A 26,936-nucleotide genomic window follows, 5' to 3' on the forward strand; every position below is an offset into this window, starting at 1 on the left:
GCTCTTCGTTATAAGTATAAGATATCCAACTGTTATACGTAGAAGAGTACCAGCGGTAACAGGAGACTTCCCATACAGTGTACACGTCTGACACGGCTGTGGTTGGGAACCATCCCTATAGCTGTCGCCGAGACGAGTATCGGAAGACCTCTGATGCCCGTGAGAGCCACAGTTAGTAAGACGAGGAGAACTGCTACACAGACTGTCACGAGACGGTAGCTCACCGACTCGGCGGCTCTGAAGACCAGGCGTCCTAGAACTACCGTCGCGCCGAATGCGACTGCGGAGACTCCGACGACGACTCCTATGTATACGACAGTGAGGTCACGGCTTACAGTTACTACGTCCGAGAGTGCGACCATTGCTCCGCTCCTAGGCCTGTCTATGAAGTAGAGAGCGAGGAGAGCGAAGAGAGCATTAGAGGAGTTGACTCCCGAGACGGCGACTATGAACTCACGTGCGGATGAGTCGTGACTTTCTCCGCCTCCCATTCCGGGATCGGAGCCGGGTATGAAGCTCTGGACGAAGACTGTAGCTAGGGCGGGACTTATGCCGGGTATCCATCCGACGACTCCACCGGCTAAGCTTCCCGATGCGGCACTCGTGAGAGTACGTCTTCTGGGTATACGTGGAGACGCGTCGGCGTCCTGTTCGGGTATATCCGAGTCGGATAATGCACTCGTGGCGACGACGGGCATTCCGAAGAGTCCCGTGAAGAGAGGCATGAGGAGGTTCGACGTTTCGCCCGAGTTGAGGACGTAGTAGCCTAAGAGACCGCTGCTCACGAGAACGAAAGCCGCTGTGAGACTCCTCCTGATACCACCCTCGGTAAAGAGGAGAAAGCCGGCTGTGGCTCCGAGGACTAATGCCATCGAGTCCTCTAAGACTGGGTAAAGTCTCACCATTCCGAGAGTGAGAGGGAGGGATACGACGACACCGAAGCCCACGGCTACGAGACTCCCGAGGGCTGAGAGACGCAGAGCCTCGTGTCCCCTTCCGTCGAGTACCATACGGTGCCCGGGAAGTGCGGCGAGAGCCATTGAGTCGTCGGGTACTCCGACTACGAGGCTCGGAACTATGTCGAGGAACGTATGCGTGACAGCCGCGGCGACTATCGCCACTCCGAGGAGTTCGGGCGAGATCTCGATCCCGAGACGTGAGACTGCTGCCGGAACGGCTCCTGCGAGAAGAAGAGCGAATGTGTTGACGTGTAGTCCCGGTGTGAGACCGCTTAGGGTTCCGAGAAGAAAGCCGACGCCTCCGAAGACTAAGACTGACGCCGGCGATAACTGTGAAAATGAAAACGAGACCAAGACCAAGAACGAAGACGGAAACGAGAGTAAGAGTGTCAATCTCAGGTTCAGACCCGGCTAAACGGTCTATTCTTCTCTGTCGAGAACTCTTATGTGGTCTCCCCTGACTGTCACGGGTATCGGAACCGTCGCCTCGTGTAGCTCTACGGTGACCTCGTCGCTCGAAGAGTCTATCCTCTTGACTCGTGCCTTCTCCCCCTTGAAGGGACCGCTTATGATCTCGACGACCGCGTCTTCCTCGACACCCGAGACAGACGGCTTCGGAGTCAGGAAATGCTCGACCTCCTCCATGCTGGTGGTTCCCTCGACCATCGTCCGAGCGTGAGGTATATCCTCTGCGACACGTTTGACCACATCGGGACTCTCCGCCTCGACTAGGACATACGCCTTGAGGTCACTCGGCGCGAGAATCGCATATATCTCATCGACATCACGCTCTGCTATCATGTCGGCGACTGTCCTCTCCTGGTTCGCGGTTGTCTTGACTGCGTATATTCCCATGTTTGTCTCTTATTCTTATGTTGCGGGGGGAAGGAATCTCATGACCACGAATATCAGGAAGCCGACGAGCCCTATGAAGATTATTCCGCCTCCTGCTATGTACGACGCCTGTTTGAACTCCTGCCAAGTCGGCGTCCGTGCTAGCTTCAGAACACGGATGTACTCGTTTAAGCTGAAATCAATATCCATCAGAAGCGGTTTGTTCCTCAGTAAACTTGAGTCCTTCTAATCTTATCTAATCTATGTAGTCTATGTCGCTCTCGGTGGTCTGGGTCTCGTTGGGGGTCTTGCCGTATATCTGGGGACTCTCGACACCCGTGACGACGACCATAGTCCTCATCGAGCCTTCAAGTTCCTCGTCGACCGAGGTTCCCCAGATTATCCTAGCGTTGGTGTCTATCTTGTCGTAGATCTGTTCGACGACCCCCTCAGCCTCGTCTATGCTCATGTCGTTTCCGCCCGTGACGTTGACGAGTGCGGAGGTCGCTCCCTCTATGTTGACGTCGAGGAGGGGAGACCGCAGAGCGTGTCTCACACTGTCCTCTGCCTTGCTCTCTGAGTCGCTCTCTCCGAGACCTATCATCGCTACGCCTCCCTTCTCCATCACGGTACGTACATCGGCGAAGTCGAGGTTGACGAGACCGGGCTTCGTGATTAGCTCTGTGATCCCCTTCACCGAACGCATCAGGACTTCGTCGGCGACCTTGAACGCCTTCTTGACGGGTAGACCTCCAACTGCGTCGAGAAGCCTGTCGTTCGGGACGACTATGACGGTGTCGGCGACGTCACGCAGACGTTCGAGACCCGCCTCGGCGTTAGTCCTCCTGACCTCGCCCTCCGCGGTGAAAGGCGTCGTGACGACTGCTATCGTGAGAGCACCCTCGTCCTGTGCCGCCTGTGCGACGACCGGGGCACTTCCCGTCCCCGTTCCTCCTCCGAGACCTGCTGTCACGAAGACCATGTCGGAACCCGAGACTGCGTTGGTTATCTCCTCCTGTGACTCCAGAGCGGCTTCCTCGCCGACTTGCGGTACCGATCCGGCTCCTCGTCCTCCGGTCTTCTTCTTTCCTATCAGGAGCTTCTTGTCCGCCTCAGTCTCTATGAGATGCTGTGCGTCGGTGTTGGCGGCTACTAAGTTGGCTCCGTGTATTCCCTCCTTCTCCATTCGGGAGATAGTGTTACAGCCCGCGCCCCCACATCCGACTACGGTAATGTCTGTTTCGAGCTCCTCAAGTACGTCGAGTAGCTCCTCGTCAGTAGTCTCGGCGTTACTCGCCGGGCCGTTGCCCCCTGTTTCTGTCCCCGCACCCGTGTCCGACGAGCCCGTGTTTATCTCGCCTCCTAGTTCGTCGTTCATGTTCTCCTCGTTCTCGGCTTCCTCAAGAGCGTCTTCTATTATCTTGTCCATGCTATTACACCGTATGATGGAACTCAGTCTGATATACTATACGGTACCGTACGTAGACCTCTGAGTCGGTCTATGGACTTCGCGTATATATTATTAAGTCAGACTTACGTCTGACATACGTCTCAGACCTCAAATACCTTGGTTTCTGTAACATGAACATCCTCCGGACATATAGTTCTGTCGTCGAGTTCGACCTCCTCACCGCCGGACAGCTTCCCGAAGAGACGCCCCTCGGGAACACCCATCTCCTTAGCCTTCCCGGGGCTAAAGACCTGCCTCCGAACGGTTATCTCCCCCTCTGCCTCGTCGTAGACTACGTCGTCGTACTTGTCTCTGAGTATCCCGGCGATCCCACGTGTGAAGTCCTCAGTCTCGTCGGTCTCTAAGACTACGTCGGCGAGAGACGAGTCGTCGTTCTCGGAGTAGCCGAGACAGTGTTCTTCGATTAGATCCTCGAATCCGTCGGGGTCTGTCCTGCGTGCCTCACGTGCCGCCTCGGTACCGCCGTAGACAGCCGGGTCGACTTCATCTACTTCTTCGTCTACGTCTACGTCTTCGTGGTCGACTTCATCTACTTCTTCGTCTTCGTCTTCATCTTTGTGTGCTGTGAGGAAGAGACGTTCACCCGACATGGCTGACTCTATCGCCTCTGCTACCTCGTCTTCGAGACCCGATCGGCGTCTCAGTACCGACTCCGCCCTCGACGGATAGCCCCGCAGATCTTCCTCGGTACCGTCGCCGTCGAGTACGCCGAACCCTGCCGCCGATATCTCGAAGACATCGTCGATAAGCGTGTCGTCGAGGTCGTCGAGACAGTGGTCGGGGACGACGTGTCCGAAAGCGACGTCAGTTTCGAGGAGAATACGCGTGAACTTCGGCGCGTAATGTCCTCCTCCTAATCCGACGGCGACCTTGGGGTATGTCTCGGAGGTGTCGAGTCCGAGTAAGCCTCTCGCAACCGTCCTCGCGGCATCCTCACGTTCCCATTCGTCCTCGCCACTCCCTATCTCGGCGTATAAAGACGGTGTCTCGACAGCCGTGGGACCGTGGTGGGTCGCCTCGAACGAGACGTCGAAGCCGTCGGGAGACTCGTCCTCGAAGAATCTGAGAAGGGACTTCGCGGCGTGAGGCGCGGGCTTCGCTAACCCTCCTTCTTCGCCGCCGTACTCCGCCTCTCCGAAGTTACCCGTGAAATGTGCCGTGAGAAGCTCCCCCGTGTCTCCCGAGTGACGCGACGCGAAGACGAGGAGGTCGGTGTCGTGTGTCTCGGAGAGACGTGAGTCGACGTCGTCGTAGTAGAGATGTAGACCCTCCTTCTCCACCATCACGTATCCGTCTCGTCTGTACTCTCGCTCCCAGTCTCCTTCGGGCTCCGTCTCTTCCCAGTCTGCCTCTTCGAGGAGTCTGTCACGTATGTTGAGACTCGCCTCGTCGTCACGTGAGACTACGATGCCTATCATACCTTTACTTCGTCACGTACTTAGACAGTCTTTGGGATCTCCGACAGTCTTAATATATATGATACGGTGAAGTCTTTCACATGGGACAGGGAAGTCGTCGACCCATCCTACTATTAGCTTGGTCTTTCTTGGTCTTAGTCCTTGTAACTGCCTCTTCGGTGGCTACAGCCGAATCGGTTCACAATCCGGGAGACGTAGTCGTGACTGAGGAACCGGGAACAGACGACTCCGTCGAGATGTACTTCACCAAGTCAGACAGCTACTCAGTCAACTCCTCGAAAGTGGAGAGGGTTTTCAGAAGAAACGGCTTCAAGCCTTCGTCAGTCGAGACGACAGAGGGGGAAAACTACACTCGGGTTAAAGTTGAGACCGATCTGGGTCACAAGACGAGCATCTGGAGTAGAAGGCTCGAACTCTCGGAGCTTTCGTTTCTGAGGACAGAGTTCGAGACCACAGATACCTTCTTCCTCACGCTGAGTTCGAAGACAGAAGTCGACGGTTCTACTGTGACGTTCAAGACCTCAGAAGACCAGGACGACAAATACGTCATACGGGAATTCTCGTCACCCGTCACGTATGGAGTGACTACGGACGCATTACTCAAACTCGTAGGAAGTCTGATCTCGTTGGTTCTCATACCCCTAGCCTTGTCACGTCTCTATGCCCGGAGAGTCTTCGACTCCAGGGTGTCTGACGAGGACAAAACCCACAGGATCAGGAGGAGCATCGCGGCATTCATGGTTATCCTTCCGTTCTTAGCCGTAATACTCACCTTCGAGACTGGTCTGATGCCGATAGCCAAGTTCGGGGTGACGAGTTTCGCACCCGGTATAATGGAGTCAGTAAACACGGCACTCGGTGTGATACTGGCTGTAGTAATTATTCCAATCTTAGCCTCGATGGCTTCAGTTGTCGTGGGCATACTACCTTACGACAAGGAGATACGCAACACGTCGGTGAGTAAGAGATCCGCGGTGAAGAAGTTCGTAATCGGACTTTCGTTTGTACTGATTCCGGTTATGGTGTGGTTCTTCGTGATTGCGAACTTCTCGGATCTTCTGTCGAGCCTTCCGGCTATGATAATCTCCTTCGGTGTCTTCATCCTAGGAGTGATGGCACTGTCGCCGTACCTAGCACTAGTCCTCCAGGACACCCACGACTTCGACGATCACGACCTCCGAGAAAGACTCCATGGATTCTGCGAGACACAGGGATACAGCGTACGTGGTATAAAGCTGATCGAGGGTAAAAAACAGAAGACTGCAAATGCCTTGGTAGCCGGAACTGTACCCGGCTTCAGCTACGTCTTTCTGACCGACTATCTAGTGGAAGAGTTCGACGAGGCGGAGATGGAGTCAGTTTTGGCTCACGAGATCGGACATCTCAAGAAAAGGCATCTCTGGATAAAAGGCATCGCGGGGTTCGTCTTCTTTGCTGTCTGGATAACTCTGACTATGAAGACCGACGTAATGTCGTCGCTAGAGGAGACCTACGGCTTCTACGGAAGCTTCCTTCCCAACTTCGGTGTAATTACGCTGTATATACTCTTCGTACAGGGCATCCTGAGCCAGAGGCTGGAGTACGCCGCCGACGAGTACGCCGCGGATGTGACGGGAACCGAGACCACCGTATCAGCACTTGAGAAGCTTGCCGAGGCGAACACACAGAAGAAGAAAACAGGCAAGCTGTATAATCTACTCTCACTCCATCCCTCGATAGATGAAAGGGTCGAAAACCTTAGATAAGCCTGTTTCTCCGGCACGTTTAAGACTTCCAACTACATACGTAGTAGCAATGAATCAGACACAGTTCGTCAGACGTATAGCAGGCGTCGTCATACTTGCGGGATTCCTACTCGGCTGGTTCGTGAACGACTACTTCTACCTCATAGATGCCTTCGCGGGTCTCAACCTTCTCCAGAGCTCTTTCACGGGTTTCTGTCCTCCTGAGAAGATATACGCAAGGCTGTTCGACTAATTTTTGTGTCTCCGACGCGTCTCTCGGGCATGGATATCTACGGAATAATAGGCAATCCCGTAGAGCACTCGCTCTCACCCCCTATGCACGAGGCGGCTTACGACGAGATGGGATACGACGCGCGTTACTGTAAGTTCCCCGTCGAAGACGGAGACGTCGAGACCGCCGTCAAGGGAGCCGAGGCTCTCGGAATAAAGGGTCTCAACGTCACGATACCACACAAGCAGGCTGTCGCCGAACTCGACGCAGTCGAGAACGATCCTACGGCGGAGAAGATGGCTGCGGTCAACACTCTCGACCTCGAAGAGATGAAGGGCTACAACACCGACGGCGTCGGCGCGATCAGAGCACTCGAACACCATGGCGTCGAAGTAGACGGTGCCGAAGTCGTAGTTGTCGGAGCCGGGGGAGCGGCACGTGCTGTCTGTTTCGCGCTCTCGGAACGCAACAGTCGGATAAGAATCGTCAACAGAACCCCGGAGAAGGCACGTGACCTCGCCGACGAACTCGGTGGATCAGGGTCAGCGGAGGGCTACTCGCTCGATGCCCTCAAGGATACCGTCTCAGACGCCGACATACTTATAAACGCGACGAGCGTCGGAATGGAGGAGGACGAGACTCCCGTACCCGCGGAGTACCTCGACTCGGATCTCGTCGTCTTCGACGTCGTATACAGCCCTCTTGAGACACGTCTTCTGAGGGACGCGAAGGAGGTAGGAGCCAAGACAGTAGACGGAGCCTGGATGCTCGTCTTCCAGGGCGTCGAGGCGTTCGAGATCTGGACGGGGAAGAAGCCGCCCGTCGATGTCATGAACACAGCCGTGAGAAGGAGGCTGAAGGATGACTGAGACTGACGACGAACGTCTCGAACTCTTCTCGGAGAAGAGCTTCCGTCTCATACTCCGTATACCCGAGGTCGACACAGACGCAGTCACGAACGCTGTACACGAGGCTGCGGAGGTCGACGAACACGACGACATCGACGTCTCGGAGTTCTCAGCTCACGCCACCCATTCTGAGTTCGAGGGAGAGTTCAGAGGCAACGCCATAGAAGGTGGTGTCTCACGCGATGTCAACGGAAACACGGTTCTGACTCTCCGCAGGATAGTATATGTCGACAACGCCGCCGACTTCATCGACGAGATAAACGACCTCCTCAGAATAGAGAAGCTCGAAGACGCGGCTGAGAGGCTGCGCGAGTACGACGCCGACGAGGTACCTCTTAAGAAGGTTCTGTAAGATGGCTATGGAACGTTACTCCGAGATAATACCGGAGTTCGATGAGTTTCTCGATTACCTCGAAAAGCCACTTCCGAAGACAGCGAGGGTCAACACCGTCAAGTCAGACGTCGAAGAGACCCGAGAAGCTCTGGAGGAAGCAGGTGTCAGCACAGAGGTCTTCGACTGGTACTCGAAGGGACTACGTCTCGACATACCCGACGGCGTAAGCATAGGCAATACTCTCCCTCATTTCCTCGGCTGGATACACGTACACGAGGAGGTCAGCATGATCCCTTCGGCTGTTCTCGACCCCGACGAAGACGACCACGTCCTCGATATCTGTGCCGCGCCGGGGAGTAAGACTACACAGATAGCCGCGGCTGTCGAAGAAGGCTCCGTTACGGCGAACGACGACAACATAGGCAGGATAGCCGCGCTGAGGAACAACACCGACAGGCTCGGTCTCACCAACGTCTCCGTGACCAACTACGACGGCAGGAGGATGCCGGGGAGAGACGTCTTCGACTCAGCCGTCGTGGACGTACCTTGCTCGTCGGAGGGAACCGCACGTAAGTATCCTCAGCACAGAGAGGGTGCGAGTCTCGACCGGATTAGGAGTCTGCAGGGCGTCCAAAAAGGGATTCTGTCACGCACCGTCGATCTCGTGAAGCCAGGGGGTACAGTCGTCTACTCAACGTGTACATTCGCTCCCGAGGAGAACGAGGCGGTTCTCGACCACGTCCTCGGTCAGAAAGACGTCGAAGTCGTCGATTTCTCTTTGGGACTTAACTCCGAAAAGGGTCTGACCGAATGGAAAGGTGAGGGCTTCGATCCTTCTGTCGAGAGAGCGAGACGTTTCTACCCCCACGCCAACGACACAGGGGGCTTCTTCGTCTCAAAGCTCAAAGTGAAGTAGCTATACGTCTCAGTTCAGTTCTTTTTCTTCTTCTCACCCTTGACTTCCTGTGTCGTCATCTTATCTATTTTACAGATGATTATGTTATTGGTCTCGTCCTTGCCGTCTACTACGCCGTCTATCACTAGCCCCGAGATGGGTGTGGGTCCTACCTCTATCTCGTCACCCTCATGGAAGTCGTGTACGCTTCCCTGTACGTGTATCTCGGCGCGGCAGAGCGAGGGATGGTGGACACTTGTGAGATCGATCTCAGCTACATTGGCGCTGTCTACGGGCTCCCCGTTCTTGAGAAGAGGTACAGCAGCCTCCTCCTCCATAAGCTCCATGTCGAGCGACTCGTAGGCGTTTGCAGTCGGCTTGTATCCTCCCTTGGGTCCCGGGATTCCCTCTACCAACTGAAGTGCCTTCAAAGACTGCATCTGGTTACGTATCGTCCCGGGGTTTCTCCCGACCATCTCGGCAATCTCCTCTCCCTTGACTACGTCCTCTTTCTCCCGAAAGAGGTTGACTAGTGCCGAAAGTATCTGCTTCTGACTCGACGAAAGGTCTATTTCAGCCATGACTATAATATTAGTTCCGTACAGGTATTAAACTTATCTTTAATCATGGTTCTGGTATTCAGAACCATGTCATACGTTGTCGGTTTTCGTCACCACCTTGGACGAGACACGGGGCTGCGGCTAAGACGACTCCGACAGCTAAGACGGTGATGGGAGCGGCTTCGGGGACGACTCCGTAGACCGAAAGCGGCATAGACGCGAGAGACGCTCCGCTCGCGAGTCTGAGACCCCGCGCGTCGATGAGACGTAACCCGGCTTCGGAGTCCGATCCCCAAAAGCGGGAACGCGCAGCCACGACGCACAGACCGAAGACCGTAGCGACCCCGCCCGCCAAGACACCCTTGACGACGAGGGACGGATCGTGGACGACGAGTTCGAAACCCGACGGGTCGAGGCTGACGACAAGTCCCGCGGCGACTACCGTACGTGGCTTCGGGAGTACGTCGTCGAGTACGTCCGTGGCTACCGAGACGGCGACCGTGAAAACCGTGGCGACGGCGAAGACATCGAAGATCTGTCTCGACACGAGGCTCTCGAACGTCGGGGCTAATGCAGCCTCTATCCCCGCGACGACAGAGACGCCGGCGCCGACGGCTAAGACCTCGCTAGCACCGATGTCGTCCGACGAGACGAGGACACTCGCAGTCGCGGCTCCGCCTAAGACGAGGAGACCTGTCTGTACGACCCCGAGCGGGCTACCGAGTCCCCCGGCTAAGACGACTGCGGGGAAGACCCCGTCTATGAGAGGGAGACCCATCACCGTCGCGAGAAGACGGCTCCCGTCACCACGTCCGCGTCCGCCTACCAGCGACTCAGCTGCCCTCTTGACACCGTGGACGTGGATGGACATAGCCCTCTTGACCGCCGTAACCTCCGGCGGATCGGTGGTGTAGGGGTCTGTACCCAGCGACGGAGACGAATGTCTTCGGGGTCTTGGTGGCGTTAATAATAGTATTAGTCCCGGTAAAGACGTCTCTGTTTACGCCACGCAGTCCGAACGTCTCCGTACTGGGCATCGAAGACATATATAACACGACGGCTCTGAGAGTATTAAGGCTTCCGCCGGGACCCGTATGACCTAAGAGGCGAAGGCACGTAGATCCCGATACCCGATGAGTCAGACTGACCCCGACGGCGACACTGACACCGACGTGTACGGCTGGGAGAACTACTTCCCGTACGACGAGGCTTACGACGACCAGAAGGACGGAATAGAGTCAGCCGTCGATGTCGCACGTCGGAACGGCTTTCTCCTCTTAGAGGGAGCCTGCGGAACCGGAAAGACGCTCCTGTCTCTTGCCGCGGGTCTGAGTCTCGTGAGGAACCCGTCGTCGAGTTACAAACGTGTACTCGTACTCACGAGCGTCAAACAGCAGACGAAGCAGTTCGAGACCGACCTCGCAGAGATAAACGCGTCTCTTCCCGACTCGGACGCCGTCGACTCGGTGACACTTGTCGGGAAGTCGGACGTCTGTCCCTACTCGCGCGAGGGAATCATCGAAGACGGTCTCTACTCAAAGTGTGAGGATCTGCGTGACGAGACGAGGAGGCGTATCTACTCGTCGTCACGTGACTCCGAGACTGCGGGGGGTGACAACGTCTCGAAGGCTATCTCGAACGCGGGTCAGATAATGACTCAGCACGAGGCGAGGGTCGAGTCGGCGGGTGCTCCGACTCTCGAAACCGCGGGCGTCGAGTCGCCTTACTCGGAGGAAGTAGACGATGTCTGCCCCTTCTACGCTAGGTACGTCGCCGACACGGTCGACGACGACGCCGAGGTACTCGACCACGACGGCGTCCTCACACCCAAGAGACTCGTAGCCGAGGGCGTCAAGAAAGGGACTTGTCCCCACTCGGCGATGGGCGAGATTCTCGACGAAGCCGAGGTTGTCGTGGGTAACTACCAGCACGCCTTCGATCCGGTCACTGTGGAGGCGTTCACCCGAGATATAATCGACTCGTCGACTCTCGTCGTCTGTGACGAGGCTCACACCTTAGTCAACAAGGTACGTGAACAGCTTAGCTCTTCGGTGTCTTACACCCATATCGAGAGAGCCGAAAACGAGATCGACGACGTCATCTCTATGGTCTCAGACGAGAGCCCGAGACAAGACTCGGAGATACTACACGCAGACACCGACCTCGCGGGCACTATACTCGACGAGAACGACGTCTCTGTCTCAGACCTCAGGAAAGCGAGAACCTTCCTCAGAGACTTACGTGCCGAGATAGACTCGGTCGTCACGAGCCATCTCGACTCCGAGATAGGGGGCTGGAGAAACGTCATAAGCGATCTCACGGTCACAGGCGACGAGTATGAGTACGAGATCCCGCTGAGATCGCCCGAGAAGCCCGACGAGGTCGACGAGATAATCCGGTCACTCGACTCTTACGACGAAGCTGACTGGATGACGGTCGGACGTGTCGGCTGGGTCGTCGGTGGTGTCCTCGACAACGTCTACGAGTCACACGACTTCGACTCGGTGAGGGCGGCACCTGTCGTCGGAAACCTCGTCCAGTCGTGGTACGCCAACGGTACGGGAGAGTACTTCCGACAGCTCGAACTCTCGCCCAGAGACGACGTCTGGAGACAGCCGTCACAGGACTGGAGGCAGGTCTACAAGGGCAGCTTAGTTCTCAGAAACTGTATCCCGAGCGAGGAGATAAGAGACCGTCTCTCTGAGTTCGGGGGAGGCGTTCTGATGTCTGCGACACTCGAACCCATCGATGTCTTCCGTCACGAGATAGGCTTCGACTCCGAGGGCTTCGACCGCCACGTCGAGGAGAAGACCTACGGTCTCGACTTCCCCGAGGAGAACCGCGAGAGTCTCGCAGTCCGTACGCCCAAGTTCAAACACTCGAACCGAGGACCGCGTTTCGTCGACGGCGAGCCAAACACCCAGACAGACCCGAGACGCGCTTGTGTGAGGACGACGGTCGACGTAGTCTCGAACACTCCCGGAAACGTCATGGTCGGGATGCCGTCTTACGCTGAGGCGGACTGGATGGCGGAGGTTCTGAGAGACAGAGACGACATCGACGCCGAGGTACTCGTCGACGAGAGCACCGACGACGAGACTACACAGCGTCTCAAGTCGAGATTCTTCAGAGGAGACGACAAGGTTCTCGTCACGAGCGTACTCGGGACACTCACAGAGGGCGTCGACTACGAGGGCGATAAACTCAGAGGCATCGTCGTCTGTGGCGTGCCCCTCGCAGACACGTCGGGCGACTACTCAGAGGCGGTCGAGACGGCATACGGAAGAAGGTTCGGCGACGACAGAGCATACGACTACGCCTACACAGTCCCGGCTGTCAGAAAGGTGCGTCAGGCGGTCGGACGTGTCATAAGAGGCGACGACGAGGTAGGTATACGTCTGATCTGTGACGAGAGATATACGGAGGAGCATCTCTGGGACTCGGTGCGTGAGTACTTCCCCGAGTACGAGAGGGACGAGTTCAAGCCTGTGAGTACCGACATGGTTGATCTCGGTGTTAAGAGGTTCTGGGACTCACATGAAACGTAACATGACATGACTATCTACCTCTCTCGTCTCCGTATATGTCGACGTGGAGACGTGGCGAGAGACGGAATCCGCGTTCCTTACAGATCTCAGCTATCCATCTCGCTCTCTGTCTGACAGTCTCGGAGTCGGTTCCCTCTGGCATTAATACGACCTTCCCGTCGTCTGCTTCTACGTCTCCGAGTATCCCGTCGATCTCCTCTAAGTCGTCCTCGTCGGTCACCACGAACTTGAGCTGGTAGTCGTAGTTCGATATCCATCTCTGTATGACTTCGGTGTCGATACGTCTCTCGTCGTGTCTCTCGTCCCAGTCGCCTCCGGTATCAGGCGTCGAGTTCGAGAGCTTCGGAGACAGAGACATCAGGTCGGCGTCTATCTCGTTCTCGTCGTAGACTGTGGCGTTAGTCTCGACAGTCACGTGTCCGTCGAGTCTTTCGCAGAGTTCGCCTATCTCGTCGTGTATGAGGGGCTCGCCTCCCGTCACTACGTAATGTGACGCGCCGTAGCTCTCCGCCTCCTCGACGACCTCGTCGACCGTCATCTCGTCGCCCTCGGGGTTCCACGACGTGTAGGCGGAGTCACACCAGCTACACCGGAGGTTACAGCCCGACGTACGTATGAAGACACTCGGAACTCCGACGAGACGTCCTTCCCCCTGTACCGAGTAGAATATCTCGCTTATGTACATGGGTCTTCGACACCCGCTTCCTCGAAGCCTCTCGCGCGTTCTTCACACGACGCACAGACTCCACAGGGCTCGTCGCTCGCCTGGTAACACGACCACGTGTGCTCGAAAGGCACGCCGAGTTGGTCGCCTCTGCGTATTATCTCGGGCTTCTCGTACTCGACGACGGGACGTCTGACCTCGAAATCGGCTCTGTCAGTACCCTCTGAGAGCGCGGTCTCCATAGCGTCGGCGTACTCGTCTCGGCAGTCAGCGTATCCCTCGCGGTCGTCTAAGTTGGGACCGTACCAGATACTCGTCGCACCTTTCTTCTCTGCGACTCCAGCGGCTATAGACAGAAAGACCGTGTTTCTCATCGGGACATACGACGTCGCGACACCCTCGTTGTCTATGTGTTCGGAGAGGTCTGTCGAAGACTCTGTGAGCCCCTCTGAGAACTCTGAGAAGACGTCGGTGAGGTCGAACTCGATGAGGTCAACTTCGTAGTAGTCAGTCAGACGCCGTGCGCAGTCGATCTCCTTCTCCTCCGTAAGCTGTCCGTACGAGAAATGGACTCCGACGGTCTCTCCGCCTCCGTCTTCCTCGACCGCGACCGCCTCGGCGAGAGTTACAGCACTGTCTATACCACCCGAGAGTAAGACGACGTTCTGAGCCATCTCAGTCGCCCCCCTCGGTCTCGTCTATCCTTCCCCTTCTCCTGTCTATCTCGTCCATCTGATCGAGCATCTTCCTCAGGGAGCTCCTGACGGCGTCCGACATAGAGACGAACTTACGGTCGTCTCCGACGTGTTCCTCGACGTCCTCTAAGAGCTCACGCGGGACGTCGACGCTTATCTTGGGCATACTATTACTAGACGAATACTATTTATAAGAGTATGGATATATGGACTGATCAGTCCGCGACTGCTGTGATGATATGTACGACCAAGACAACACCGGTCGCAAGGGTAAGCCAGATATGAACTGTGTGCCACTTACTTAGGACGACTTTGTTCGATATATCACGTATTCGTCCCACGATCTCGGCGGTCTCGTCTCCTCTTCCGAGACGCATTACGTCTCTGTGTATACGTCTTCCGTATACGCCGCTGATCACCTCTACTCCCAACAGAATACCTACTAGGAGACCTGTTCCCCCCCACTCCTCAACGAAGACAAAATGCGGCACTGTCAGAGCCGTTCCAGCGAGCATTGTCCACTCGTGCGCCCGTAGGAGATTCCTCCTGTACTTCGACGGGACTACAGAGAGACGTTTTCCCGCCGAGTATCCCAAGACGCCGACGACGAGCACTGTCACGCCAATCTCGACCAAGCCAATATACGGTGCTTCGTTAGCCTCACCGCCGAGCCCCCACCAGTCGGGGAGTAGACTCACTCCCTCCTCGCTTTCTTCCTCGGACTCCTCACCTTCTTCCTCTCCGAACCCCTGAAGCTGATACTCGTCTACGGAGTCCGAGTCTGTGAACTCCAGTACACTCAGACTGTTCGATCCGTCGGATGTATCGACATGACCAGAAACAGACAGTCCAACTGCCAACGCGCTAACGAGTAGACCTGCTACTGCGATCTTTTTTGGTGTAATCTTCATGTTCTGAATATCGGTGTTGTTCGAGAAAAGGATTCACGTACAGAAGTCGAATCTTTCGAGAAAGCCTTTCGATGACTGTACGAAGTTTCGAGTGGTGTACGCGAAGCTGTATATTTAGGTACTCCTTCTCGAAGACTGTAATGAGAGTTCCAGTACCCAAGAACAGTCTGGTCGTGATGGCGCTGATAGGCGCAGTTCTGACGGGAGGGATAGCCTACGGTCTCGCTACTACTGACTCGGCGAACACAGGAGCCAATGCGGGTCAGACGGTGTCTCAAGATTCGGAGATCTCAAACGGTACAGTAACGAAGCTGTCGTCGAATGCTCCTACACCGAACCAGAACTTCACTCCCAACGTCAAACAGCAGACGGGTTACTCTGAGGAGTATGAGGAAGAATACGATGAAAAGTACGAAGAGGAGGAGTATGAAGAGGAAGAGTACGAGGGAGAGCGCGGAGGAGAAAACAGAGAGGACGAAGAGGGAGACTGACAATGTCGATTTCAGCCACGTCCTTAGGTTTACGTTCTAAGCTCGGCAAGTCAGAGGAGGTCTTCGACTGCTGTGATACAGAGTTCCGCCTGAGGGCTAAGGGTCTACGTGCTTCGAGAGCCGTCTCCGATGCGCGAGGTAAGGCGGAGACACTCGAATCCGAACTCGATGCTTTCAACGAGACGAGTGCTGTCTCGCGTCTCAACTCCGACGGATGGGTAGAGAGCTACCACGTCCGTAGAGTAGTCGAACGTGGGATGGAGTATTACCGACTCACGGACGGAGTACTCGACATACGTCACGGCGAGGTCGAGAGACAGATCAAGTCCTACATACGCGGTGAGAGATCTGAGGTGGATGTAGGAAGTCTCGACGGGGTCGAGGGGGATATAGAGGAGGACATACGCATCGAGGATGACGAAGTCAGAGTCTCGCGTGACATTAAACTCGATCTCAACTCTCTCGCAAAGGGATACATAGTCGACGCCGTACTCGAAGAACTCGACCGGCTCGGTGTCGAGGGATTCGTCGATGGAGGCGGGGACATAGCCACTACGTATCCGATTAGGGTAGGCATCGAGAGCCCGTACCCCTCCGAGAAGCCGTTGAAGAAAATCAAGACTGACTGGAGTATAGCCACGTCGGGAGGGTACAGACGCGAAAGATCCGAAATCGATCATATCTACCGCCCTCTCAGTGACGGCGAAAGAACACATGACATAGAGGTAGGATCGAAGAACAGATCCGTAACAGTCGTCTCCGAGAGAGACTGTACCGAAGCCGATGCCCTAGCCACCGCAGTCTCGGTATTAGACCCCGACGAGGCTATCGAGTTGATCGAGGAACGTGAAGGAACCGAGGCACTCGTTGTCCACTCGGGCGTTCTCAAAAAGACATCCGGATTTGAGGAACATGAAGCAGAAACATAGGAGAGCTGTGACTTTCGCCGCTGTATTTGTCCTAATCTTATCGATAGCAGTCACGTGGCAGGTGGGTGTCTACCGGGAGACACAGGCGAAGGAGTCGAAGACAGAGGATCTGGTCAACAGCCAAGTTCAGAAGCGTCACTCTACCAACGACTACGACGGAGACGGAATCACTGATGCGTCTGACCGATGTCCGACACGTCCCGAGACGCAGAACGGCTTCGAGGACTCAGACGGCTGTCCCGACATAGTCACGACCACGGGGGCGTCTTAATGGGGTGGGAGCCGTGACCTTCGAGACCCTCTGGTATATCGACAGGGCGGCGGGACTCGTCTCGTATGTCTCGCTATATCTCGCCGTACTCACTGGAGTCTTCTATAACACGAAGAGGTTTGGGGAGCTAAACAGAGCCGCCGACAGGGTACACGTCCCCATCTCAGTCTTTGCCACACTAACGGTGCTCGGACACGGAGTCGTGGGAGCCTTTGATACCTTAGCCATATTAGACGGCGCGGTTCCGTCCCCCAATTACCCTATAAACTTCTTCGTCAACGGAGTCTTAGTCGGAGTCGGGGGTCTCTTACTCCTCATGGTCGCAGTCATCGCCTTCCTCGACCCGAGACGTTTTGACAGACCCTACAGTCCTCGTGTCGTCCACGCCTTCGCGTACGGAGGATATGCTTTCGCAACGGTACACACCGTCGCAGTCGGGACTGATATCGGAAGACTCCTACGTGTTTCCATACTGAGTTCGGTGGCTTTCGTGGTCTACCTCTTGATCGTGAGGTCTCTGAGTGCTAAACTCGGAGAGACGGAGGTGGGGACAGATATGGCTTAATAATACCTAGTAGCCTTCCCAGAGACCCAGCATCTTATCGACGAGGCGGTCGGAGAAGCTCTTTCTGTGTACTGTGTAGAGACGTCTGATCTTGTCGGGCTCCTTGAGTGAGTAGAGTACGCTACGACCTTCCCTCTCCTTCTCGACGACGTCTTCTTCTTCAAGGCGTGAGAGGTGCCACGATATAGTCGAGCGTGACTTGTCTATCCTCTCGCTGAGATCGGAGGTTGAGAGCGCGCCCTCGTCGGCGAGATGTCCTATTATGCGCCGCGAGTACTCACGTCTTAGAGCGTTCATAACTGCTTTGTCCTCCGACTTGAACGAACCCGACGCGTAGTAACGCGTGTAGTCGCCGTCGTCTGATACTTCTACGAGACCCTCGTCTTCGAGCTGTCTGAGCTGATACTGGAGAGTACCCTGTGCGTAGTCGAGTTCCCGGAGTAGCTCGCGGAAGTGGATTCCCGGGTTCGAGTCAATCTCCCTGTATATATCGCGTCTCGACTGTAGTTCGGGCTCGTCATCCATTTTCTTACTCCTGAATTATAGCTATGAAGAAGAGGACTAATCCTAAGACTATGAAGAATGACGATAGATGCTCTACTGTTTCTAGAGCGAGTGTGGTTCTGAGTGTAGTCTCGACGAATACGATGAGACCACGGAGTCCGAACGCTAAGTACGCACCTGTGACGATGAGCATACTCTTGTCCCTTTCTCTTCTCCAAGTCAGGAAGCTCAGGACTCCGAGTGTCAGAGACAGGAGGAGTATGCCGAAGCTCAGAACCTGTTCTATCTGACCGGGTGTAATCTGAAGTACTATCATCTTTTCGAGTATTTCTTAGGCAGTCTCAAAAGTATATGGTCGACGAGGACTGGTCTACTGATGCACAGAAGTACGAGTTCATCATGTTCTCAAAAGACACGCCTAAAGTTACGGCTTCGCGTACATACTTCGAATCCTCGTACAGGAGTCGAAACTACTCTTCATCCCGTATAATCATAAATCTTAGTCATCGGCTCCGTCACGTCTTCCGAAGATTCCTATGAACTGTCTCTGGAATCCTATCTCCAGGACTGTGAAGACTGCCGTCATCCCCATTATGTACATCCAGTGGCTGAGTCCTATTGGAACGACCTCGAATACCGACGCAAGTGGCGTGTAAAGGAGGAGTAGCTGAGCGACGAATGCCACTCCCACGGTAACCGAGAGCCAGATGTTAGAGAAGATACTGAGTCCATAGTCCCGCCTTACTATCTGGAACATAACTATCTCGAACATCGCGAGTGATGTGAAGAGAACCGTCTGTGCGAGACGGAAATCGTCTATATAGGCGAAGAAGAGCTGGAGAAACAGGATCGCGGCTAAGGGTCCTGTGAGGAGTACCATCGAGACGATCTTTCTGTTGATTATTGATACGTTAGGGTCACGCGGGTCACGGTTCATAACATCCGGAACGCTCTCGTCGGCGGCGAGAGCCATAGCTGGAGGACCGTCGGTGGCGAAGTTGACCCAGAGGATCATGACGGCTGTGAGGACTACGGTGTCTGACCCTCTGAAGTATTCGGGGAAGAAGAGACCTCCTATGATTGAACCCAGAAAGACGAACATCACCTCGGCTGAGTTGGTTGAGAGGAGGTAGTTGGTGACCTTACGTATGTTGTCGAATATAGTCCTGCCTTCCCTTATGGCGTCACGTATAGTCACGAAGTTGTCGTCCAAGAGGACTATGTCGCTGCTCTTCTTCGCGACGTCAGTACCCTGCTGACCCATAGCCACACCCACGTCGGCGTTTTTGAGCGCGGGAGCGTCGTTGACACCGTCACCCGTCATAGCGACGTGGAGCCCGCTGTCCTGAAGAGCCTTGAGTATACGCACCTTATGGCTCGGCGAGACTCTTGCGAATATCTCTGTATCGGTGACGGCGTCACGTAGCTCGTCATCGTCCATCGACTCAATCTCGCGTCCCGTGACTGCCTTCTCGGGGTCGAAGCCTAGACTCTCTCCTATAGCCCTCGCAGTCTTTATGTCGTCACCCGTAGCCATTACGACATGTATACCCGCGGTTCGGCAGTCCTCGACCGCCTCCTTGACCTCCTCGCGCGGCGGGTCAATCATAGCCTGTAATCCGAGGAAGACCATCCCAGACTCTATCTCGTCGTCGTCGCCGTCGGTATCGCTAGGCTCTTTCATAGCGAATCCGAGGACACGGAGTGCGTCACCCGCGTACTCGGAGACCTTCTCCTCAATCTCGCCGCGTCTTTCGTCGTCGAGTTCGACGACTTCGTCGTCTACGAGCATACGGTCACATCTGTCGAGTACCGTCTCGGGTGCGCCTTTCATGTAGGCATTCGCGCCGTCGGTGATAGCAGTCATCCGTTTACGGCTCGAGGAGAAGGGTATCGATCTCTCACGCTCCTCGGGCGCGTCTATGCCTGCCTTCCTCGCGGCTACGAGGAGTGCGGTCTCGGTGGGCCCTCCGTCGAAGCCGTCCTCAGTCTCGTCGGTGTTGTTCGAGTAGACTCCACACCGGAGTATCTCGCCTATCTCCTCGGGGTCTATCTCGTCGCCGTCGGAGCCGTAGAACTCTCCCTCAGTCTCGGTTCCGACTCCGGTTACTGAGACCTCACGTCCGTTCGAGTAGATTCTACGGACTGTCATGGTTCCCTGTGTCAGAGTCCCCGTCTTGTCGGAGACTATGTAGTTGACCGATCCGAGTGACTCGACGACAGGGAGGCGTCGTACGAGTGCGTTTCTCTCGTACATCCTCCGGGAGCCGAGTGCGAGAGAGAAGGTGACTATAGCCGGAAGTGCCTCGGGAACTGCGGCGACGACGAGTCCGACCGAGAGGAGGAAGAGTGTTATCCAGTCAGTACCTGTTACGAGCCACTGTATTACGGCTATGACGGCGATGAATCCCGATACGAGGTATCCGAGCCTCTTTCCCATCTCGTCGACTTCCTTCTGGAAGGGAGTCTTCTCGTCTGAGGCAAGCTGGAGCTCGTCAGCTATCCCGCCTATTTCGGTGTCCATTCCCGTCCGTGTCACAACCGCAACGCCGCGACCACGTACGACGTCGGTTCCCCTGAAGACTGTGTTTTCGCGCTCGGCAACCGTCGCGTCTTCGTCGACGGGGTCGGTTGACTTAGTAACCTGTTCGCTCTCGCCCGTGAGAGCCGACTCGGTGGTTTCGAGCGACTCGACCTGTAGGAGACGTGCGTCGGCTGGAACAGAGTCGCCCTGTTCGAGTAGTATTATGTCGCCGGGGACTACCTTCTTCGAGTCTATCTCCTTCGTTTCCCCTCCACGTCTCACCTTCGCAGTCGGTGTCGCTATCTCCATGAGTGACGAGATAGCCCTCTCAGCACGGTAGTCTTGGTAGAATCCGAAGAGACCGTTCCCGAAGAGTATGAGTGAGATTATAGCCGCCTCTCCCCATCTCGGGCTCTCGCCGGGGAAGACACCGACCCCTACCGAGAGTACCACTGCTATCACGAGTATGTAGACGAGGTAGTCACGGAACTGGTCGACGAGTATCTCGACTGCTGAGGGTCCTTCGTCCTCCTCTATCCTGTTTTCTCCCTCTTCTTCGAGACGTCTCTCCGCCTCGTCGTGTGTCAGACCGTCGCTCTGACTCGCGGTCTCCGACAGAACCTCGTCCCGGGTACAGGCGTGTCCTTCGACCTTCATTTCCCGGAGTATCTCGGAGTATTACGGCTTCGGCTTCGGATTCGGATCTTATCAACAAACAGCAAACCCTGATGTATAGCCTTAATACACGGGCGATAATACGTGGACTGGATCGAAAGGTCCGAAGGTAAGCCAAATTCCCCGTATGGGGAGGATGGTCTAGTGGCAAAGTGGACTTGTCTCTAAGCAAAGCTTAGAGGCTAACGAAGCTCCGCTTCGTGATGCCGTAGAGAATAAGACCCACCCATAGTAGGTGTCTGAGGTAGACTTCTCTAGAAGCCTCGGAGCTTGACTCCGAGGTAGTTCACACCTTATCTATCCTCTCACAGTGACACAGACCTGTCGCCTGTCGCCTGTCACGCTTCTATACCGTATTCGGTCTCTTCTGTCCCTTAGCTTTAGTATCTGTCTCGAAGACTTCGTCGGCTTTCTCACGTGCTCTGTCGAGTTCGTCCTGTAGCCTGGAGTACTCCCGGCTGTTGTATAGCTCCGTAGACGACAACGAGCTCTCAAGTGCTTCCTTTATCTCCGAGAGGCTGTAGCTTTTCCTCGTAGCCTCGTCGTACTCTTTGAGCGACAGGACGTTTTCGACTGACTCGGTAAGCTCGTCCCTCTCGACGGGTTTGACGACGTAGTCGTCAATCTCCATGTTGAGTACGTCTATGCTCGGACTCACAGCTGTGACTACGACCACCCTCGTGCCGAGGCAGTTGTCACGTATCTCCTCGAGTATCTCGTCGCCCGAGATGTCGGGCATAAGTCTGTCGAGAACAACGAGGTCGACGTCTTCGTCGATCCTTTCGAGGGCTTCAGTTCCGGTGTACGCGACCCTGACGTCGTAGGAGTCAAGCCAGACGGAGTAGAGATCGACTATCTCCTCCTCGTCGTCGACTATGAGTACGGTAGGCTTGTCACCTCTCTCGCCGTCGGTGCCCATGCACGAAAATACTTGGTGTCTCCGAAAATACCTTTCGTTTCTACCCGTGTCTCTCGAATAACTCGACCGATCTCTTCCTCTCCTCGTCGTGGTCGAGTATCGGGGACGGATAATCGATCTCGTCGAACTTTGGAGACTCGTAGGGACGGTGTATGTAGCTGTCGTCTACCTCACGTAGCTCGGGAATCCACCGTCTTATGTACTCGCCGTCGGGATCGTACTTCTCGCCCTGTGTCCACGGGTTGAAGACCCTGAAGTAGGGCTGGGCGTCTGTTCCTACCGAGTACGCCCACTGTATACCGCCGACCATCGCGGGAGTGTCGGCGTCGACCAGATGCTTCTTGAGGTGGTCGTGGAGACGTCTCCAGTCGGCACGCAGATCCTTCGCCGCGAAGCTCGCTGTCACCATACGTGGACGGTTGTGCATCCATCCCGTCTGCTTAAGCTGACGCATTCCGGCGTCGACGAAGGGGAAACCCGTCTCTCCCTCGATAAAAGCCCTCCAGTCGGAGTCTTCACAGCCCCAGTCTATCGAGCGGTACTTCTCTATGAAAGCCTTCTCGGTCGTCTCGGGGTGGTTCCAGAGCATCTGGAAGTAGAAGTCCCTCCAAGCGAGCTCCTCCTGCCAGACTCTCGCGCCGTCGTCGTCCTTGTCCTCATCCTCCGTTTTTTCCCTAACCCTCTCCGACGCCCAGAAAGCCTCACGCACCGAGACTGTCCCGAACTTGAGATGGGGCGACAGCTTCGAGGTAGAGTCGAGTGCGGGGTAGTCCCTCTCGTCGTCGTACCTGTCGATTCGGTCTACGAAGCCTTCGAGCCTCTCTGTGCCCGCCTCTCTTCCTCCCACGAACTCCGACTCGACGTCACTGATCCCGAAGTCTTCTCGGCTCGGAAGTTCCGACGACTCGACCTCAGGAGTCACGAAGCCCTCGGGCGACTCGGGCTCGGGCTTCTCGACGTCGAACCACTTGTCTCTGTAATACGAGTAGACCTGGTAGGGATCACCTTTCTGTGTCGTGATCTCCCTCTTCTCCGAGATTACGACGTCCTTGAGTCCCTCCGAACTGACCCCGAGATCTCGAAGACTCTCCTCGTTACATCTCGCGTACGGTGTGTAGCTGTTGTTGTAGTAGATCCTCTCGGCGTCGACCTCCTCACAGACGGCTCTAACCTCCTCGACCGGGTCGCCGCGTCTCACGACGAGTCTCTCACCGTCCCTCGACCCGAAGCTTTCCTCGAGAGATCTGAGGGAGTCGTGCCAGAACTTGAGCCTCTTTCCGCCGATACTCTCCGAGTTCAGGAGCGCGTCGTCGACGACGTAGACCGGGACGACCTCGTCGTGTCTCTCGGCAGCCTCGACGAGTGCAGTGTTGTCGTACCTCCTCAGAGACCTCCTTATCCAGACGACGCCTGCGGATCTGTCCATGTCCCAGAGTCGGAGCCTCGGAAGTTAGGGCTTTGGGGAAAATGTCAGAACAGCCGAAATAAGTTTTACAAGGGTCTATAATGAAGTATCGGCTTGGTGGTGTGAAAATATGAAATCCGGCAGATGGAACCGAGGGCTTGGCTGGCTCTGGCTGATAGTGACGTTCGGGTGGGGGCTCTACGTAGCCGCGAACATAGAAACGTGGATGGCGAACGACATGGGGATGGTGAGGACGATGCACAGACACGCACATACTATGGGAAGTCTGGGAGCCTACTTCAACATCATGTACGGAAACAGGGTCTCGAAGGGGACGGAGCCAAGAAAGGCGGTGCTGTACTCGCGCTGGTAGGCATGTTCGCTGTCACACTCGTCTGGCCTCTCCAGCTGAGTGTCCCCGGTAACGTGGGTCAGATCCTCGTGGTTCTGACCTTCGTAGTCCTCGCCGCCGCGGCGGCTATCCTCGGATACGGCGAGCTCAAGTCGTAATGTAACGAAGTCCCTTTTTTGTATGAGGACGACCAAGAGACAGATGCACGTCTTCATCAACTCGGCGATGAGTGCCGACGGCAAGATATCCAACGTGAGACGCGAACAGGTACGTATCTCGGGCGCGGGCGACTTCGAGAGGGTTGACAGTCTCAGGGCAGAGTCGGACGCTATAGGAGTCGGCGTCGGAACCGTCTTAGCCGACGACCCATCTCTCACGGTGAAGGACGAGGGCGAGAATCCTCTCCGTGTCGTCTTCGACTCGGGAGCGAGGACGCCCGAGGACTCGGAGGTGTTCGAGGGTGAATCCGATACTGTCGTCTTCGTGGGCAGAAGAGCCGACGACGAGGACGTAGACAGGCTGAGACGAAGAGCCGACGTAGTACGGACATACGGCGATAGCGATAGGGTCGACCTCGGAGAAGCCGTCGAGACACTTGAGGAAAGAGGTGTAGAGAGCCTCATGGTCGAGGGCGGCGGCGGTATCAACTACTCTTTCCTGAGTGAGAAGCTCGTCGACGAGATCCTCGTATACGTCGGTGCGTCGGTCATAGGCGGGACAGACGCGCCGACAGTCGTCGACGGCGACGGCTTCGTCGATAAGTATCCACGTCTCGAACTCGGATCTGTCGAACGCATCGACGAGGGCGTCCTACTGAGATGGACTGTCGACAAGGAAAGTTATTAAATCTACACGGCTGCCTCACAGGAGTTGTGAACTTTACATCTTGGATTAACAATAAACTTAATAACATTCCGGAGCTTACTCAGACCTGATGTCTTCGGAGGCTGAAAGAGAAGAGGAGTCAGGGGCTGAAGACGTGAGACAGATGGAGATATCTGTTCCCGAGATGGACTGTCCCTCTTGTGTCGGAAAGGTCGAGAGCTCTCTCGACTCGGTCGAGGGTATACGTGACAGGGATCCACGTCCAGCCACGGGAAAGCTCAAGCTCAGCTACGACCCCGGCTCGACGACACCCGACGACGCCGTAGAGGCTGTCGAGGCTGCGGGCTACGAGGTGGCTTCAGTCTCCGAGGGTTCAGGCGTCGAGATGTCCTCACGTCCTGACATCTGGTGGTCTTCGCGTGCCAAGAAGACGTGGCTGAGCGGGATTCTCCTCTTAGCGGCTCTCGTGGGCGAGTTCGTCGTGGGTCTCGAAGCCGTCGTCGTTGACAGCTTCGTCGTCTTAGGCGTCACTGACCTCCTTCTCCTCGGAGCCGTCGGAGTAAGCGGAGGCGTGGTTCTCCGGAACGGCTACTACTCGCTCCGGAGTCTGAGCCTCGACATCGATCTGTTGATGTCACTCGCTGTAGTCGGAGCCACGGGTATAGGTCTCTTCGTCGAGGCGGCTTCACTCGCCTTCCTCTTCAACGTAGCCGAGATACTTGAGGAGTACTCTATGGAGAAGGCACGTGACTCACTCAGACGTCTCGTGTCTCTCTCGCCCGAGAAAGCAAGACTCAGAAGAGACGGGGAGATAGTCGAGGTCGAAGTCGAGGAGGTCGAGGTCGGAGACACCGTCGTCGTCCGTCCCGGCGAGAAGATCCCCGTCGACGGAAAGGTGGTGAAAGGAACCAGCGCAGTAAACCAGTCGGCTGTCACGGGCGAGAGTGTACCCGTCGGAAAGGAGGTCGGCGACGAGGTTTTCGCTGGGACAGTCAACGAGGAGGGCTACTTAGAGGTCGACGCCGAGTCCGACTCGACCCACAGCACCCTCTCACGTATAATAAAGCTCGTCGAGGATGCCGAGTCGGAGAAGACCCAACGCGAGAAGTTCGTCGACAGGTTCTCTAAGTACTACACTCCCGGAGTCGTCGGCTTAGCCGTCGCGGTCTTCGTTGTTCCCACCGCAGCAGGCATGAACCCTAAGACGTGGTTCGTGAGAAGCCTAACTCTCCTCGTCATATCGTGTCCGTGTGCCATCGTCATAAGCACCCCCGTTACGGTCGTCTCGGGGATAACCAGCGCGGCGAGGAACGGCGTCTTAATAAAGGGAGGACGTTACCTCGAAGCCGTCAGCGAGTCGGAGGTCGTCGCTTTCGACAAGACGGGGACACTCACACGCGGAGAGCTAGAGGTCACAGACGTGGTTCCTCTCGGAGACAGACAGTCCGACGATGTCCTCAGCTGTGCGGCTGCGGTTGAGGGGAGGAGCCAGCATCCCATAGGGGTCGCAGTCGCGGAGTCTGTCGAAGTTCACAGGAAAGTCACAGGCTTCGAAAGCCTGACAGGAGAGGGTGTCAGGGCTGAGATAGACGGCGTGACCCATTACGTCGGAAAGCCCGAGATCTTCGACGGAGTCGGAGCCGAGGGTCTCGAAGATGCCATAGACGCCGTCGACTCTCTGAGTGACGAGGGCAAGACAGCAGTCGTCGTCGGAACCTCGGAGGAGATAGAGGGGGTCATAGGCGTCGCCGACGAACTGCGTCCCGAGGCTCGTCGGACTGTCGAAGGGCTCAGGTCGTTCGGCGTAGAAAAAGTCGTGATGCTCACGGGCGACAACCCGAAGACTGCACGTGCAGTGGCTGACGAGACGGGGATCGACTCGTACCACGCCGGACTTCTTCCGGACGACAAGATCGAGCTTCTCGAAGACCTGCGTGAGGAGTACGGAGACGTCGTCATGGTCGGCGACGGTGTCAACGACGCTCCCGCACTCGCGGCGGCTGACGTGGGTGTAGCTATGGGAGCCGCTGGAACAGACACCGCGATAGAGACCGCCGACGTAGCCCTCATGGGGGACGACATCTCCAAGCTACCCTACCTCTACCGTCTCTCGTCGAAGTCAAACTCGGTGATACGTGGAAACATAGGCGGGAGCCTGGGTATCAAGTTCCTCCTCGCAGCCGGAGCCGTCCTCGGCTATGTCAACGTCATAGCCGCCGTACTCGTCGGAGACATGGGGATGACACTCGGCGTCACCGGAAACGCGATGCGTCTTTCGAGGATAGGGTCAGAGTCCGAAGACTCAGGCTAGGGTTTGAGACTG

The 26,936-nt window shown here is 56.0% G+C and carries 30 protein-coding genes; 14 read left to right on the top strand and 16 right to left on the bottom strand.

The window, feature by feature from the left end:
* Positions 1-32 precede the first annotated feature (32 nt).
* The 5 genes from SV253_04865 to SV253_04885 form a co-directional block, all read right to left on the bottom strand.
* Positions 33-1,352 (bottom strand): tripartite tricarboxylate transporter permease, encoded by a 1,320-nt coding sequence (locus SV253_04865; protein MDY6775394.1) that lies wholly within the window; start codon positions 1,350-1,352, stop codon positions 33-35.
* A gap of 27 nt (positions 1,353-1,379) precedes the next feature.
* Positions 1,380-1,814: a transcription elongation factor Spt5 gene (locus tag SV253_04870; protein ID MDY6775395.1), complete on the bottom strand. Its 435-nt coding sequence runs from the start codon at positions 1,812-1,814 to the stop codon at positions 1,380-1,382.
* 15 nt (positions 1,815-1,829) lie between these two features.
* Positions 1,830-2,003, bottom strand: coding sequence for a protein translocase SEC61 complex subunit gamma (locus SV253_04875; GenBank protein MDY6775396.1), 174 nt, complete (start codon positions 2,001-2,003; stop codon positions 1,830-1,832).
* A 46-nt stretch (positions 2,004-2,049) separates the two neighbouring features.
* Positions 2,050-3,222, bottom strand: a complete 1,173-nt coding sequence (ftsZ, locus tag SV253_04880; GenBank protein MDY6775397.1) for a cell division protein FtsZ — start codon at positions 3,220-3,222, stop codon at positions 2,050-2,052.
* 122 nt (positions 3,223-3,344) lie between these two features.
* On the bottom strand, positions 3,345-4,682 hold the full coding sequence (locus SV253_04885; GenBank protein MDY6775398.1) for a D-aminoacyl-tRNA deacylase: 1,338 nt from the start codon (positions 4,680-4,682) through the stop codon (positions 3,345-3,347).
* Between the two features lie 158 nt (positions 4,683-4,840).
* On the opposite strand from SV253_04885, the gene SV253_04890 reads away from it, so the two are divergent.
* The 5 genes from SV253_04890 to SV253_04910 are packed head-to-tail and all read left to right on the top strand — an operon-like array spanning position 4,841 to position 8,796.
* The gene (locus SV253_04890) at positions 4,841-6,427 is read left to right on the top strand and encodes a M48 family metallopeptidase (GenBank protein ID MDY6775399.1); all 1,587 of its coding nucleotides are present in this window, start codon (positions 4,841-4,843) and stop codon (positions 6,425-6,427) included.
* Between the two features lie 49 nt (positions 6,428-6,476).
* The gene (locus SV253_04895) at positions 6,477-6,659 is read left to right on the top strand and encodes a DUF2892 domain-containing protein (GenBank protein MDY6775400.1); all 183 of its coding nucleotides are present in this window, start codon (positions 6,477-6,479) and stop codon (positions 6,657-6,659) included.
* Between the two features lie 29 nt (positions 6,660-6,688).
* Complete coding sequence (locus tag SV253_04900; protein MDY6775401.1) at positions 6,689-7,507, top strand: shikimate dehydrogenase; 819 nt, start codon at positions 6,689-6,691, stop codon at positions 7,505-7,507.
* Entirely contained in the window at positions 7,500-7,898 is a 399-nt protein-coding gene (locus SV253_04905; GenBank protein ID MDY6775402.1) for a hypothetical protein, read from the top strand. Before SV253_04900 ends, SV253_04905 begins: the two co-directional genes overlap by 8 nt.
* 1 nt (position 7,899) lies before the next feature.
* Positions 7,900-8,796, top strand: a complete 897-nt coding sequence (locus SV253_04910; GenBank protein ID MDY6775403.1) for an RsmB/NOP family class I SAM-dependent RNA methyltransferase — start codon at positions 7,900-7,902, stop codon at positions 8,794-8,796.
* A 14-nt stretch (positions 8,797-8,810) separates the two neighbouring features.
* Here SV253_04910 and SV253_04915 read toward each other — a convergent pair whose 3' ends face one another.
* Both SV253_04915 and SV253_04920 read right to left on the bottom strand, forming a co-directional pair.
* Entirely contained in the window at positions 8,811-9,356 is a 546-nt protein-coding gene (locus tag SV253_04915) for an Rrf2 family transcriptional regulator (protein MDY6775404.1), read from the bottom strand.
* A 58-nt stretch (positions 9,357-9,414) separates the two neighbouring features.
* Complete coding sequence (locus tag SV253_04920) at positions 9,415-10,206, bottom strand: DUF5794 domain-containing protein (protein ID MDY6775405.1); 792 nt, start codon at positions 10,204-10,206, stop codon at positions 9,415-9,417.
* Between the two features lie 262 nt (positions 10,207-10,468).
* Here SV253_04920 and SV253_04925 point away from each other — a divergent pair, with 262 nt between their 5' ends.
* Complete coding sequence (locus SV253_04925) at positions 10,469-12,883, top strand: ATP-dependent DNA helicase (protein ID MDY6775406.1); 2,415 nt, start codon at positions 10,469-10,471, stop codon at positions 12,881-12,883.
* Positions 12,884-12,893: 10 nt separating this feature from the next.
* Here the strand turns inward: SV253_04925 and SV253_04930 are convergent, their stop codons facing one another.
* Genes SV253_04930 through SV253_04945 form a run of 4 tightly spaced genes read right to left on the bottom strand, consistent with a single transcriptional unit; the run spans position 12,894 to position 15,153 of the window.
* Complete coding sequence (locus SV253_04930) at positions 12,894-13,568, bottom strand: 7-carboxy-7-deazaguanine synthase QueE (protein MDY6775407.1); 675 nt, start codon at positions 13,566-13,568, stop codon at positions 12,894-12,896.
* Positions 13,559-14,221, bottom strand: a complete 663-nt coding sequence (gene queC / locus SV253_04935; protein MDY6775408.1) for a 7-cyano-7-deazaguanine synthase QueC — start codon at positions 14,219-14,221, stop codon at positions 13,559-13,561. Before queC ends, SV253_04930 begins: the two co-directional genes overlap by 10 nt.
* Before the next feature lies 1 nt (position 14,222).
* Positions 14,223-14,408, bottom strand: a complete 186-nt coding sequence (locus SV253_04940) for a CopG family transcriptional regulator (GenBank protein ID MDY6775409.1) — start codon at positions 14,406-14,408, stop codon at positions 14,223-14,225.
* Between the two features lie 49 nt (positions 14,409-14,457).
* Entirely contained in the window at positions 14,458-15,153 is a 696-nt protein-coding gene (locus SV253_04945; protein MDY6775410.1) for a hypothetical protein, read from the bottom strand.
* Positions 15,154-15,293: 140 nt separating this feature from the next.
* Here SV253_04945 and SV253_04950 point away from each other — a divergent pair, with 140 nt between their 5' ends.
* From SV253_04950 to SV253_04965, 4 genes are read left to right on the top strand one after another with little or no spacing between them, the layout of a single operon-like run.
* Positions 15,294-15,644 carry a hypothetical protein gene (locus SV253_04950; protein ID MDY6775411.1) on the top strand — a complete coding sequence of 117 codons (351 nt, stop codon included), beginning with the start codon at positions 15,294-15,296 and terminating at the stop codon, positions 15,642-15,644.
* Positions 15,645-15,646: 2 nt separating this feature from the next.
* Positions 15,647-16,573: an FAD:protein FMN transferase gene (locus SV253_04955; protein MDY6775412.1), complete on the top strand. Its 927-nt coding sequence runs from the start codon at positions 15,647-15,649 to the stop codon at positions 16,571-16,573.
* Entirely contained in the window at positions 16,557-16,844 is a 288-nt protein-coding gene (locus SV253_04960) for a hypothetical protein (GenBank protein ID MDY6775413.1), read from the top strand. Before SV253_04955 ends, SV253_04960 begins: the two co-directional genes overlap by 17 nt.
* 13 nt (positions 16,845-16,857) lie before the next feature.
* A complete protein-coding gene (locus SV253_04965) occupies positions 16,858-17,409 on the top strand; it encodes a hypothetical protein (GenBank protein ID MDY6775414.1) in 552 nt (183 codons plus the stop codon).
* 6 nt (positions 17,410-17,415) lie between these two features.
* Here the strand turns inward: SV253_04965 and SV253_04970 are convergent, their stop codons facing one another.
* The 5 genes from SV253_04970 to SV253_04990 all read right to left on the bottom strand — a co-directional run bounded on the left by SV253_04970 (position 17,416) and on the right by SV253_04990 (position 23,457).
* Complete coding sequence (locus SV253_04970; protein MDY6775415.1) at positions 17,416-17,934, bottom strand: metalloregulator ArsR/SmtB family transcription factor; 519 nt, start codon at positions 17,932-17,934, stop codon at positions 17,416-17,418.
* 4 nt (positions 17,935-17,938) lie between these two features.
* The gene (locus tag SV253_04975; protein ID MDY6775416.1) at positions 17,939-18,229 is read right to left on the bottom strand and encodes a hypothetical protein; all 291 of its coding nucleotides are present in this window, start codon (positions 18,227-18,229) and stop codon (positions 17,939-17,941) included.
* Positions 18,230-18,412: 183 nt separating this feature from the next.
* Positions 18,413-21,094 (bottom strand): cation-transporting P-type ATPase, encoded by a 2,682-nt coding sequence (locus SV253_04980; protein ID MDY6775417.1) that lies wholly within the window; start codon positions 21,092-21,094, stop codon positions 18,413-18,415.
* Between the two features lie 364 nt (positions 21,095-21,458).
* A complete protein-coding gene (locus tag SV253_04985; protein ID MDY6775418.1) occupies positions 21,459-22,031 on the bottom strand; it encodes a response regulator in 573 nt (190 codons plus the stop codon).
* A 40-nt stretch (positions 22,032-22,071) separates the two neighbouring features.
* A complete protein-coding gene (locus SV253_04990; GenBank protein ID MDY6775419.1) occupies positions 22,072-23,457 on the bottom strand; it encodes a deoxyribodipyrimidine photo-lyase in 1,386 nt (461 codons plus the stop codon).
* Between the two features lie 109 nt (positions 23,458-23,566).
* On the opposite strand from SV253_04990, the gene SV253_04995 reads away from it, so the two are divergent.
* From SV253_04995 to SV253_05010, 4 genes are all read left to right on the top strand, one after another.
* Positions 23,567-23,809, top strand: a complete 243-nt coding sequence (locus tag SV253_04995; protein ID MDY6775420.1) for a hypothetical protein — start codon at positions 23,567-23,569, stop codon at positions 23,807-23,809.
* Positions 23,810-23,811: 2 nt separating this feature from the next.
* Positions 23,812-23,946, top strand: coding sequence for a hypothetical protein (locus tag SV253_05000; GenBank protein ID MDY6775421.1), 135 nt, complete (start codon positions 23,812-23,814; stop codon positions 23,944-23,946).
* Positions 23,947-23,989: 43 nt separating this feature from the next.
* Positions 23,990-24,634 carry a 2,5-diamino-6-(ribosylamino)-4(3H)-pyrimidinone 5'-phosphate reductase gene (locus tag SV253_05005; protein MDY6775422.1) on the top strand — a complete coding sequence of 215 codons (645 nt, stop codon included), beginning with the start codon at positions 23,990-23,992 and terminating at the stop codon, positions 24,632-24,634.
* 88 nt (positions 24,635-24,722) lie between these two features.
* Positions 24,723-26,924: a cation-translocating P-type ATPase gene (locus SV253_05010; protein MDY6775423.1), complete on the top strand. Its 2,202-nt coding sequence runs from the start codon at positions 24,723-24,725 to the stop codon at positions 26,922-26,924.
* Positions 26,925-26,936: the final 12 nt, after the last annotated feature.

Origin of the sequence: Candidatus Afararchaeum irisae (assembly GCA_034190545.1) — an archaeon.
GTDB classification, from domain to species: domain Archaea; phylum Halobacteriota; class Halobacteria; order Halobacteriales; family Afararchaeaceae; genus Afararchaeum; species Afararchaeum irisae.